This window comes from Enterococcus sp. C57 (assembly GCF_040887305.1).
Classification (GTDB): Bacteria; Bacillota; Bacilli; order Lactobacillales; family Enterococcaceae; genus Enterococcus_B; species Enterococcus_B hirae.
On record NZ_JBFOFP010000008.1, the window covers coordinates 57,105 to 69,457 of the forward strand.

Sequence of the window (12,353 nt, forward strand, 5' to 3'; positions counted from 1 at the left end):
GTCATTAAGAATAATTTTGATCTACTTTAATGATAGAATAATCGTCTCTAGTTAGATTATGCCTACTTCTTATTAAGAAGCTAATTTAGAACTCAAAGTTAACACACCATGTTTATAGCTGCTCAACCTCTTATCAAAATAATGTTAAAACGATCAAGCTTGATTAAATAGTGGTTTAAAACAAAAAAGACGCTACGATTATCCTAACTAATCGTAACGTTCTTTTATTTTTTACTTAGCGTAGTCTGTCGCACGCGTTTCACGAATAACGATGACTTTGATATGCCCTGGATAATCTAATTCTTCTTCAATTCGTTTACGGATATCTCGTACTAAACGAACTGCATCTAAATCAGAGATCTCTTCTGGTTTTACCATAACCCGAACTTCTCGTCCAGCTTGAACAGCAAAACTAGATTCTACTCCGGCAAAGCTATTTGAAATGTTTTCTAAGCTTCTTAAGCGACGGATATAATTTTCCAAGGATTCACTTCTAGCTCCTGGTCGTGCAGCGGATAAGGCATCTGCAGCAGCTACCAAGACAGAAATAACTGACGTTGCTTCAACATCTCCATGATGAGATGCAATCGCATTGATCACTACAGGATTTTCTTTGTATTTAGCAGCTAACTCTGCGCCGATCTCTACGTGAGAACCTTCGATTTCATGATCTAATGCTTTCCCGATATCATGAAGCAAACCAGCTCGTTTAGCTAATTGGATATCTTCGCCTAACTCAGCGGCTAGTATACCTGACAATTTAGCAACCTCTACTGAATGTTTCAAAACATTTTGTCCATAGCTAGTTCTAAAATGAAGACGACCCATGATTTTGATCAAATCTGGATGAAGGGTATGCGCACCAACTTCAAACGCCGCTTCTTCCCCATACTCACGGATTCGTTCATCCATTTCTTTACGCGATTTTTCGACCATTTCTTCGATTCGTGCAGGATGGATTCGTCCATCTTGGATCAGTTTTTCTAAAGTCATCCGAGCGATTTCTCTACGAATTGGATCAAAACCTGAAAGGACCACTGCTTCTGGTGTATCATCAATGATCAAGTCAATTCCAGTCAATGTTTCTAGTGTACGGATATTTCGTCCTTCTCGACCAATGATGCGTCCTTTCATTTCATCATTTGGTAAAGTTACTACGGATACAGTTGTTTCAGATACTTGGTCTGCTGCACAGCGCTGAATCGCTAACGATAAAAGATTTTTGGCTTTACGATCTGCTTCTTCTTTTGCACGTTGTTCCGATTCTTTGACCATTAACGTCAATTCATGATTCAATTCTTCTTCAGTTGATTTCATGATGACATCTTTTGCATCTTCTTTAGATAAACCAGCAATTTTTTCTAATTCTCTTTGTTGTTCTTCAATCAACTTTTCAACGTCTTTTTCTCGCTCTTCAATCAATTGCTGTTTTGAACTAAGTGCTTCTTCTTTGCTTTCAAGTGAGGTCTCACGTTTTTCCAATGAGTCATCCTTACGATTCAACGTTTGTTCACGCTGAATTAAACGATTTTCTTGAGATTTTAATTCTAACTTGCTTTCTCTCAACTCACTCTCCACTTCAGAACGATATTTCTGGTTTTCCTCCTTAGCTTCTAACAATGCTTCTTTTTTTAGAGTTTCTGCTTCTTTCTTTGCACTATCAATAATTCCAGCTGCTGATGATTGAGCACCTGCAATTTCTTTTTCATGACGTGACTTTGCAACCATAAACCCTAAACCAAGACCGACAATTAAACCGATGATAGCGAGGAGAATATTGAATACCATAAAATCCACCTCCATACTATCTTTTTCATTTTTATCATCTATATAACTTTTATGATAAAGTACTCTAAACTTGTTAATATGCTTTATGCATAGGTGTACAAAAACATGCACAAGTTTATTCTAATGTTTGTACCCCGTAGTGTCAACTTTAAATACATAAGAAACGGCTTTCTCAATTTTCATTTAAAGGTCATTTTATGAATAAAAGATAATATTAAATAATAACCAAAACATATTAAGAACAAATAATTTTGCATTAATGAAAATTAAGAACAAAAAATGACTTTTAAGTAACATGTTATCCTTTCATTTAAGTAGAATAGTCCCTTTCTGTCGATGTAGTCAATCACTGCTTAAACATCCCCCATTTTCCATTATGTTTTAGGAGAAAGTATAGTCAAATGACTACTTAAAAGACAAAAAATAAGCCGAAATTTTAAAAAATTTCGGCTTATTAGATTCAATCGACAGCATATCAAAGCAAAACTCTCTCTCTGAACGATTGGAGTTCTCTCGATGCTCAAACATCCTTTGAATAGTTATTCGATTATTTCTATTCTTACTTCGTCTTATTCCTCTAAAGGAAGTTCTGCTTGCGTTTCTTCGGGTATTTCTACATCTTCACCGATCCCATAAGCCGCCCGGACTAAAGCAGAAACCTCTGCCATCATTTCAGGATGAGTGGACATGTAATTTTTTGCATTCTCACGACCTTGTCCAATACGATCTTCTTTGTAAGAATACCAAGCACCACTTTTATCAACGATATCTTTTTCAACCGCCATATCAAGCAATTCTCCTTCTTGAGAAATTCCTTGCCCATACATCACATCGACTTCAGCAATTTTGAATGGTGGTGCTACTTTATTTTTAACTACTTTGATCTTCGTACGGTTACCAACAATGTCTGTTCCTTGTTTCAATTGTTCCGCACGGCGCACTTCTAAACGAATCGTTGCATAGAATTTTAATGCGCGTCCACCAGGTGTGATTTCAGGATTACCGAACATCACTCCAACTTTTTCACGAATTTGGTTAATGAAAATAGCGATCGTTTTGGTTTTATTGATCGACCCAGATAGTTTACGTAGTGCTTGTGACATTAATCGAGCTTGTAACCCTACGTGAGAGTCACCCATTTCTCCATCAATTTCAGCACGCGGAACTAAAGCGGCAACCGAATCGACTACTACGATATCTACTGCACCACTTGATACAAGCGCATCAGCGATTTCTAGTCCTTGTTCCCCAGTATCTGGTTGTGAAAGAAGTAATTCGTCAATGTTTACCCCTAATTTTTGAGCATATTGTGGGTCTAAAGCGTGCTCAGCATCGATAAAAGCGGCTGTTCCGCCATTTTTTTGTACTTCAGCGATTGCATGTAAGGCAACGGTTGTCTTACCTGAACTTTCAGGACCATATACTTCAATGATACGTCCTCGTGGGTAACCACCAACACCTAAAGCAACATCTAATGCAAGAGAACCACTTGGGATAGTCGAAACTTGTTGGTCGATTTTTTCGCCAAGTTTCATGATCGAGCCTTTCCCATAGTTCTTTTCAATTTTTTTCAACGCAGCATCTAAGGCTGCTTTACGATCATCTGCCAATACGATAATCCTCCTTATATTCACAAATCAGTGCGACATTTCATTGTACTAATCATATCGTTTTTAATGACAAAAAGCAAGAAAAAACCGAACAAATATTCGCATTTATTTTTTTCTTAATAGTTGTCTTCTAATGAGATCAAATCCTTGCATTACTGCGCTATTCCTTATATGAGAACGGTCTCTGGTAAATTGGTATTTCTGCGAAATGACCTCCCCTTCACTTGTTGCAACCGCGATCCAAACTGTTCCAGCTGGCTGTCCTTCTAAGGTATCTGGTCCAGCCACTCCAGTAAACGAAATCGCATAATCTGTTTTTGCTAAATTACGTGCTTGGATAGCCATTTGTTCTGCACATTCTTGGCTGACGGTTCCATGCTGCTTCAATAGTGCATCATCGATGTGTAAAAATTCTGCTTTAGTTTCTAAAGAATAGGTAATGAAGCCTCCTGGGAAGACTTGAGAAACACCAGAGATCTCTCCCAAAGCTGATTGAAAGGCTCCAGCAGTCAAACTTTCTGCTGCAGTAATTGTTTGGTTTCTTTCCTTTAATAATTCTACGACCACTTTAGGCAATGAATTATCATCACCATATCCATAGAAGTACTCACCTACTCTCGCCAATACTTTTTCTTCCAAAGCAAGTAAGGCTTGGTTTCCTGCATGTTTGTCTTTGGTCTTCACAGTTAATCGTAAAGTGACTTCGTTAGGTTTTGCGTAAGGGGCAATCGTTGGGTTGATCTGTGTTTCAATCAAGTCTTTTAATTCTGTGACTAGTTGGGATTCCCCGATACCGTAAAAACGTAAAACTTTTGAGATCAGCATTTCTTCAGATGGAAAGTTTTGCTCCAATAATGGGCGAGCTTGTTCAATGAACATTGGCTTTAATTCGCTCGGTGGTCCAGGTAACAAGAGATAGACATGGTCTGCTGTTTGATAGAACGTACCTAATGCTAAGCCTGTGCGATTAGGTAAAGCAATCCCCCCATCGATGATTTGTGATTGTTGTAAATTATTTTCAGTCATTTTACGCTTGGTCGTTTCAAAAAATGCTAACAATTTTTTATAGCCTTCGGTGTTTTGGATCAATTCTTTCCCTAGATGTTTCGCAGTAACTTCTTTCGTCAGGTCGTCTTCTGTCGGTCCCAACCCTCCACATAAAATGATCAAGTCACTTCTGGTTTCTGCTAATTGGAGTAATGATTCTAAGCGGTCGGGATTATCACCAACCACCGTTTGATAATACACATCAATCCCGAGGTCTGCTAACTGTTCGGATAAAAACGTGGCATTCGTGTTGACTACTTGTCCTAGTAAAAGTTCTGTCCCTACTGCTATGATTTCTGATTTCATTTTTTCGCTTCCTTCATTACAACAGACGAATTCTCGTTGGCCTGTTTTGGTCTCTTCTCAATCTCTTTTTATCTACTAATAGTATACGCCATTTGCTAAACGTTTCATTTATCATTTGCTCATTTTCTGATAAAGAGTTTCATCATTTTCATCTTCATCATAAGATAGCTAGGCATCTAGCTAGTTTAGAAAAATGGCGATCAAATAAATGATTGAAACGTGAATCAGCATAAATAAATTCGTCTTACCCCAAAATATAAAATGTTATTTTGGGGTAAGACGAATTATCGGAATGGTACATCTTTGTAAGGAATCTTACATCGAACCTTTGAACACACCACTATTTTTCATAAAATAATCAACACCTGAATAAATCGTGAAGATCAAACAAGCATACAGCATGATTTGATCCATCGGTAAATTGATCAGATTAAATGGAATATTATTGATGAATAACAAAATAATAGCTACCATTTGCGTAGCCGTTTTTACTTTTCCTGGCCACGCTGCTGCCATGACTTCCCCATCTTCGACTAACAATAGTCGCAGACCGGTAACAGCTAGTTCTCGACAAACGATAATCGCAACTACCCATCCTGGTGCCTTACCTTGCCCCACCAACATGATAAAAGCGGTCATCACTAACATTTTATCTGCTAATGGATCAGCAAACTTTCCAAAATTGGTGACTAATCCTCTGGCACGAGCAATTTTTCCATCGAGCCAATCGGTAATACTTGCTAAAGCAAAAATAATCGCTCCTACTAATTGCGTCACAGCAAGTGAGGTTGTTCCTACGGTTACTTGTCCCCAATCTAAGGGTAATCCGACAACTAAAATAAAAATCGGGATCATACAAATTCTAAGTACAGTTAATTTATTTGGTAAATTCACACTATCGACTCCTTTCTTCCCTATTCTACGTGACTCGTTCTAAACTTTCCACCGATAATGATCAGTTTTTATCAGCAGTCGTGAAAAAAGATAAGCACCTAAGATGAATCTGCCTTCCCAGGTACTTATCTTGTTTTCTTTTTTCACATCATTCTACTTATAAGCGATTTACTCTGCATACTGTAGTGTCAATGTGACATTTTTAGGATTTTGATTATTCGCTCCTGGATTAACAGGGATTTCTTCCCCGTTTATCTTAACCGTTGCATTACTTGCAGCTCCTAATCGAATCGTTGCATTGGTTGCCGTTTCCGGTAATTGCGTGCTTTGTGTTTCATTTGCTGCTAATGTCCCTTGATAAACATAGGCATTATCCACTAATACACCGATCCAAATTCGGTTAGTCGCTGCAAATTCAAGTGTAACAGGTTTTTTCGCATCCGTAACATTCACTGCGATCGTACTACCTGTGTCTTCACCAGCCGTAATCGCCATCTTTTTCTCTTCTTGTGTTGTTGAAGTGGTTGTCGTACTTGTTGAAGAAGAGGATTCACGCTCTTTCTTAGTGCTAGATGTCGTTTGTGTAATTGCACCGTCAACCGAAACTGAAGTTGCCGTTGTATCAATAATCGGGTCAGATTTTCGATCCTGCCAAGTCATATAACCCACAACAGTAATAATTGCTAAAGCGACTAAACCAAGTAAAATAACCGGTAGACTTGTCCAAAACTTACTTGGATTGGCTTCTTCCTGATGCATCGCTTTTCTCGAACCACTCACTGTTTCTGGTTCAGGACGTGCGACAACTTCTCCAGCTGATAATTTGCTTTTCCCATCAAATACATCAACTAAATGATCGCCATCTTCACCGACAGCTTCTGCATATTGACGAATAAATGCCCGAACATAAAATTTTCCAGGTAGTTGATCAAAATCATCATTATCGATTGCTTCTAGATAACGTTTTTGAATTTTCGTAATCTGCTGTAATTCATCTAAAGATATTTTCTTATTTAGGCGAGCTTGCCTTAATGTTTCTCCGATGGTTTCAAAAGCCACTCGTTCATCTTCTCCAGTCTTTTTATTCTAACCAGCAATTGTATAAACGCTAGTCGTCTAATTGTTCCTTTTCGTTAAGAATGTAACACGCCATACACCAACGCCCATTTTTTATTCTTTATCTTCTTAAGAATACCATAAACGAAGTTATCTTAGGGTAACATTAAATGCACTCTATAACGAAATTTAAGAGTTTAACTACTTTCCCATTCGTCATCTCTACTTCTATATCAGACATTTGGCTGCATATAAAACTCACTGAACGCTTCTTCTTTGATAAAAGAACGACCTACTTTTAATACATCTGCTAATTGAATGGATTCAATAATTTCTGGTAAATCAAATAATGTTTGATCCCCAAATAGGCTTTGCGTGAATTGGTTTGCAATGTATTCCAGTGAATTTAATGTTTGGAAATATTGTCCTAACATCTTTTTCTTCAACAATGTTAGATTTTCTTCAGACAGTTCTTGATCCTCTTCAAAATGCAGAAGAATTTCTTTCACTTTTTCAGCTGCTTTTTCTGGCTGATCCGTGTCTCCGCTAAAGTCAGCAAAATGAAATTCTCGATCTAAACTAAATTCAAAACCGAAGCTGTCATCAATTAAACCATCATTGTACATTTTCAAATAATTTTGAGAAGTATTCCCTAATAACAATTGGAATAAAAGATTGAGAGCGGTCTTGTATCTCAATAATTCCTTCCCTTCTGCTGGTAAAACATCTAGCCCTTTGATCCCCAAGACAAACTTATCTCTAGTGATTGCTGAGCGCATTGAGCTTTTTGCAATAATATCACCATTATTGTCAGGGAAATAACGTTCGATTTTTTGAGCTGGTGGAAAATCCTTAGCATTTTGATTGGTTCGAATCAATTCCATCAACTTTTCCGGCTCTAATTTTCCTACTACGAACAAGACCATATTACTTGGCTGATAAAATGTCCGATAGCAGGTGTATAAATCATCAGCAGTGATTGCTTCAATACTTTCAACTGTGCCAGCTATATCGATATGCAAAGGATGTTCAGGGTATAAATTATTCAAAATGCCAAAAAACATCCGCCAATTTGGATCATCTTCATACATTTGTATTTCTTGTCCAATGATCCCTTTTTCTTTATTAACAGTTTCTTCCGTAAAATAAGGTGCTTGGACAAAATCAAGTAAAGTCGTCAAATTTTTTTCAACTTGATCTGTCGTTGAAAATAAATAACTTGTTTTGGTAAAACTGGTAAACGCGTTAGCTGAGGCCCCTTGTTGTCCAAATAATTGAAAGACATCGCCATTCTCTTTTTCAAACAATTTATGTTCCAAGAAATGGGCAATACCATCTGGAACTTTTATCTTTTTATCTGAACCATATGGAATAAATTCATTATCGATCGAACCGTAATTTGTACTAAATAAACCATATGTCTTATGGTAATCATTTTTAGGTAATAAATAAACAGTCAAACCATTTGGTAATACTTCATGGTACAGTGTTTCGTTGATTTGATTATATTCTGTTTTATTCATTTGTTGTACCTCCGTCTAAAAAGAAAATGGCCTGCAACTCGATTTGTCGAGCTATTTTTTGGATGTCTTCGACCGTTACTTTTTCCATCCGTTTTAACCATTCTTCATCTGTTAATTTCGTTTCTGGCAACCAATTCTCTAAATAGGCAGTCTCGACAGCTACTTGCGGGGCATCTAATGATAATAGATATTGGTTTCGTAACATGGCCTTAGTTTGTGTCAATTCAAGTTCTGTGACTTCCCCATTTCGTAGACTTTCTAATTGTTCATGGATCAGATGCAATACTTGGTTACGTTTACGTCCATCAATTCCTGTTTGTACACTTAGGAACCCACGAAAAGTATCAATGCTGCTGGAAGCATAGTAAGCTAGGCTCTCTTTTTCACGAACATTCATAAATAATTTAGAGTGTGGGAAACCGCCAAATAATCCATTGAAGACCATCAATGAAAAACGATCCGGTTGGTCATAATAGACATTGGTTTGATAAGCCAAATTTAATTTCGCCTGAGTCACTGGTTCTTCGATCTGTCGCTCTTTGATGATATTTTCTTGCGGTTGGCTATAAAAAATTTCCGGGTGTAATCTTTCTCGCTCTGGAAATGCCCATTCACTAAAAGCTGCTTGGACTTCTGCAGGAGAGACATCTCCCACTACGAAGATATCGATCTGATCTTCTGTGATCATCTGATGATAATAGTCAGCTAACACTTCAGCTGTGAGTTCATCTAGATCTTCGATTGTTCCAAAACTTGGTATTTTCTGCGCCTCCGACTGATCAAAATACAACTCTTGAAGCGCCAGTGAAGCCATCGTTTGCTTGTCTTCATTTAAGCTCTCTAAATAAAGTTTCAAATTGTTTTTTTCTAAAGCAAAAGTGGCTGGATCAAATTTTTCCCCCGTAATGTTTGGATAAAAGAGAACTTCTTTCAAAAAAGCAACAGCTTGGTTTAAAATGCTGGTATCGTTGATATACTTGCCATTGACAAAGTTGATGCTAGCATCCAACCAGTGAAGATTGCCTTTTTTTCTCACGGACGTTCCAAAACTAGCACCATAAAGATCCGCCAATTTTGCACTTAACTGAGTCTGGTCAGGATAATTTAAACTGTTCGTTTCTAACAAGCTACTTAAAAGGGAACGTTTCGTGATGACTTCTTTTTTTAAACGCGTAGTAAAGCGAACAAAGATACGAACCGTTTTATATTGTTTTGTTTGCAAGACGTGGAGGTTTACACCTTCTGCCAGTTGATATGTCATAGTACATGCTCCTTTATTAGCAGTTCGTTCTCCGACATGGTTGATTTTATCTTGGAGGATAAAAGAATATGTGGCTACTATTTTTTACTGCTTTAATTCTCTCTTGCATCACTTAAGAGTCACCTTCTAGTATAGCATATAAGTACTTGAACGACAGACCTTAGCCATAAATGCATGTCGTTTTTATATTTTTTTATTCTTCGTTATACTAAGGATAAGTGAGAGGAGGAGAAAAATGATTAAAGAATTTAAAGAGTTTATTATGCGTGGTGACGTATTAGATTTAGCCGTTGGGGTTGTTATCGGGAGTGCATTTACTAGCATTGTCAATCAGATCGTTCAAGGTTTGATCACACCTCTTGTAGGCTGGGTTGTAGCGATGATTACTGGCACGTCTGATTTGGAAGGCGCCCTTTCTATCTTGGACTGGTCACCTACTAAAGGAGTTACGTTTGCTTTCGGCAATGTTATTAGTGCAATCATAACATTTATTATTACAGGGTTTGTCTTATTCTTAGTGGTGAAAGCAGCCAACCACGCTAAAAGATTACGTCCTGAAAAAGAAACAGAAGAAGCACCTGCCAAACCAACTGCTGAAGATTATTTGAGCGACATTCGTGATCTACTTGCACAACAAACAGCAGAAAACAACGGACGACCAACTACACAAGCAACCATTGATCAGACAACTGAAAAATAAAGAAAACTAAATGATACAAAAAAGAACAGCTATCAGTTTTCACTGTAACTGTTCTTTTTTGTATTGCGCTACTTAATCTTCATGATCACTTTAGCTCGATTTTTTCATATCGATATGGGGAATGTCATCTTCTAAATAAACATCTGAAATGGCCTCGAATCCAAATGACTCATAAAAAGATTGAAGATAGACTTGCGCCCCAATGACGATCGGTCGTTGCGGGTAATTGGCTTCAATCACTTCCATCGTACGTTGCACGATCTTACGTCCCATCCCTTCTTTACGATGCTCACTATTGACCAACACTCGACCAAAATGAATGGTTCCATCTTCTTCAAAAATACGTGTATAAGCAGAAATTTTCCCTGCTTCATCTTTGAAATACGTATGCCAAGCTTGGCTATCAATTTCATCCACTTCTTGGTAGGGACAATTTTGTTCTACGACAAAAACAGCAATGCGTTCTTTGACAATCTCATAAAATTCTTGAGTGGTCAAATCTGCAAATTTTTTTACATAATGTTCCATTTGAAAGTGCCTCCAATTCTCTTTTTTTCAGCATACCTATTTCCAAACAAAAAAGCAAACGAACCTTATAAAAAACTAGGCTCGCTTGCTTTTTAAACTGCTTCAGTTAAAAATTCAATCTCGACTGTTCGAGTAAGTACATCTGAATAGCTATACGATACTCGTTCAAAAGAATTTTCTTCAGGATCCAAATCAACAACGAATACTGAAGGATAGGTTTCTGTTAAAACGCCTCGGCGTTCTGTTTGACGCTTTCTTCCTGTCTGAGCAACCAGCATGATTGGGCTGCCGATACGACCTTCTAAATCTTTTTTGATTGTAGCTAAAGTTGTTGGCATACAGTTCACCTCATTACCCAATATACCACACTTTCTAAAAATTTTCAAGTTTACCATATAAAAAAAAGAAATGCAATAAAAACAAATAAGAAAAACATTAATAATTTTATAAATTATTCCTCATGATAATTTTTGAGATGTTGTTTTATTTTAAATTTCACACGGCTATACGCACTCTTGACTTGTTTGACATCCATTGAAAGTTCCTCTGCCATCCTCTTGAAATCGGTTCCTTGCATATAATAATAAAATATTTTTGCTTCCTTTTTTGAAAATTTGATTTCACAATCTTCAATGGCTTCATTTAACAGTAATCGTTGCATCGCAAGTGGTTCTTGAGTAGTGATTTCTGCTAAAAAGTCCGGACCTTCTGTTTCAACCTTCTGATCAATCGATAATTCATCTTTTTGGTCTCTACGTTTCAAGGCATTTTGTTTTCTTAATAATGAATAAATTTGATTACTGATAATGCTTTTATAATAGCTGCCAAAGCTAACGCCTTTGTTATTTTCATAAGTCTTTAAAGCTTGGTATAAGGCGATCCTTGCTTCTTGTTCCCAATCTTCATACACATAATTTCTTAGGTAGTACATATTTTTTAAACGTAACAAAAGTGGAAAATATTTTTGATATAGGATAGCGAATGCTTCTTCATCACCGTCACGTGCGGCGCGCAATAACTCCTCAGACATAAAATAATTCCTCCATCTCTTTCGATTATGGAGGAATCTTACCATCAATCATCCGATTGACTAATCATATAACTATGTTATCTATCTTTTCGCATTAAATCGTCTAACTTTTGGGACAATTTTTCTAATTGTTCTTTACTCCAAGGCGAATTACGACGAAAATTATCAAATTGCATATTTATATTATCTTGTGCAATGTTTTTCTCTGTTTTCTGGATCGTTTTATATAATTCATAGGCAGAAGTCCGCAAAGCCCCTTGTGAAAAGATCATCCATTGCTCGGCTAAGTCACTCGTGGCAACAGTTACTTGCGTTAAACGATCATTTAATTGACCAGCAATACGTTCAATATAGCTATCTGCCGTTTCATCTTCTTTTGTAAAGACGACTTCTAATTGGTATTTCTTATAGTTTTGCTGAATGCCTGGAACCAATTGTGCATCAAAAACAACTATCACTTCAATTCCTTCGTATTTGGCATAATTTGACAAACGATGCAACAAAGCTTCTCTAGCATCCGCCATCTTTTCTTGTTTTTTCAACAAAACGAGTTCTGGCCAAGAACCGATCATGTTATAACCATCAACAATTAGGAGCTGCTTTTTCATCT

The 12,353-nt window shown here is 37.1% G+C and carries 12 protein-coding genes; 1 reads left to right on the plus strand and 11 read right to left on the minus strand.

Annotated features, from left to right (window positions below; translation table 11 throughout):
• Positions 1-231 precede the first annotated feature (231 nt).
• The 7 genes from rny to AB5M32_RS10450 form a co-directional block, all read right to left on the minus strand.
• Entirely contained in the window at positions 232-1,788 is a 1,557-nt protein-coding gene (gene rny, locus AB5M32_RS10420) for a ribonuclease Y (RefSeq protein ID WP_010720620.1), read from the minus strand.
• A 569-nt stretch (positions 1,789-2,357) separates the two neighbouring features.
• Positions 2,358-3,398 carry a recombinase RecA gene (gene recA, locus AB5M32_RS10425; protein WP_010720621.1) on the minus strand — a complete coding sequence of 347 codons (1,041 nt, stop codon included), beginning with the start codon at positions 3,396-3,398 and terminating at the stop codon, positions 2,358-2,360.
• 105 nt (positions 3,399-3,503) lie between these two features.
• Positions 3,504-4,751 (minus strand): competence/damage-inducible protein A, encoded by a 1,248-nt coding sequence (locus AB5M32_RS10430; RefSeq protein WP_126342878.1) that lies wholly within the window; start codon positions 4,749-4,751, stop codon positions 3,504-3,506.
• Between the two features lie 315 nt (positions 4,752-5,066).
• Positions 5,067-5,645: a CDP-diacylglycerol--glycerol-3-phosphate 3-phosphatidyltransferase gene (gene pgsA / locus AB5M32_RS10435; RefSeq protein WP_010720623.1), complete on the minus strand. Its 579-nt coding sequence runs from the start codon at positions 5,643-5,645 to the stop codon at positions 5,067-5,069.
• A gap of 168 nt (positions 5,646-5,813) precedes the next feature.
• Positions 5,814-6,704, minus strand: a complete 891-nt coding sequence (locus AB5M32_RS10440; protein ID WP_010720624.1) for a RodZ domain-containing protein — start codon at positions 6,702-6,704, stop codon at positions 5,814-5,816.
• 230 nt (positions 6,705-6,934) lie between these two features.
• Positions 6,935-8,224, minus strand: coding sequence for a M16 family metallopeptidase (locus AB5M32_RS10445; protein ID WP_368024457.1), 1,290 nt, complete (start codon positions 8,222-8,224; stop codon positions 6,935-6,937).
• Positions 8,217-9,485: a pitrilysin family protein gene (locus tag AB5M32_RS10450; protein ID WP_088762081.1), complete on the minus strand. Its 1,269-nt coding sequence runs from the start codon at positions 9,483-9,485 to the stop codon at positions 8,217-8,219. The genes AB5M32_RS10445 and AB5M32_RS10450 overlap by 8 nt, the downstream gene beginning before the upstream one ends.
• Before the next feature lie 235 nt (positions 9,486-9,720).
• Between AB5M32_RS10450 and mscL the strand changes: the two genes are divergently transcribed.
• Positions 9,721-10,185: a large conductance mechanosensitive channel protein MscL gene (gene mscL / locus AB5M32_RS10455; RefSeq protein WP_368024458.1), complete on the plus strand. Its 465-nt coding sequence runs from the start codon at positions 9,721-9,723 to the stop codon at positions 10,183-10,185.
• A gap of 90 nt (positions 10,186-10,275) precedes the next feature.
• On the opposite strand, the gene AB5M32_RS10460 is transcribed toward mscL, so the two are convergent.
• From AB5M32_RS10460 to AB5M32_RS10475, 4 genes are all read right to left on the minus strand, one after another.
• Complete coding sequence (locus AB5M32_RS10460; protein WP_178287044.1) at positions 10,276-10,713, minus strand: GNAT family N-acetyltransferase; 438 nt, start codon at positions 10,711-10,713, stop codon at positions 10,276-10,278.
• Positions 10,714-10,805: 92 nt separating this feature from the next.
• On the minus strand, positions 10,806-11,051 hold the full coding sequence (locus AB5M32_RS10465) for a Veg family protein (protein WP_005875105.1): 246 nt from the start codon (positions 11,049-11,051) through the stop codon (positions 10,806-10,808).
• A gap of 113 nt (positions 11,052-11,164) precedes the next feature.
• Positions 11,165-11,743: a sigma-70 family RNA polymerase sigma factor gene (locus tag AB5M32_RS10470; RefSeq protein WP_034700053.1), complete on the minus strand. Its 579-nt coding sequence runs from the start codon at positions 11,741-11,743 to the stop codon at positions 11,165-11,167.
• 77 nt (positions 11,744-11,820) lie between these two features.
• The gene (locus AB5M32_RS10475) at positions 11,821-12,351 is read right to left on the minus strand and encodes an NYN domain-containing protein (protein WP_034700055.1); all 531 of its coding nucleotides are present in this window, start codon (positions 12,349-12,351) and stop codon (positions 11,821-11,823) included.
• Between the last annotated feature and the right edge of the window lie 2 nt (positions 12,352-12,353).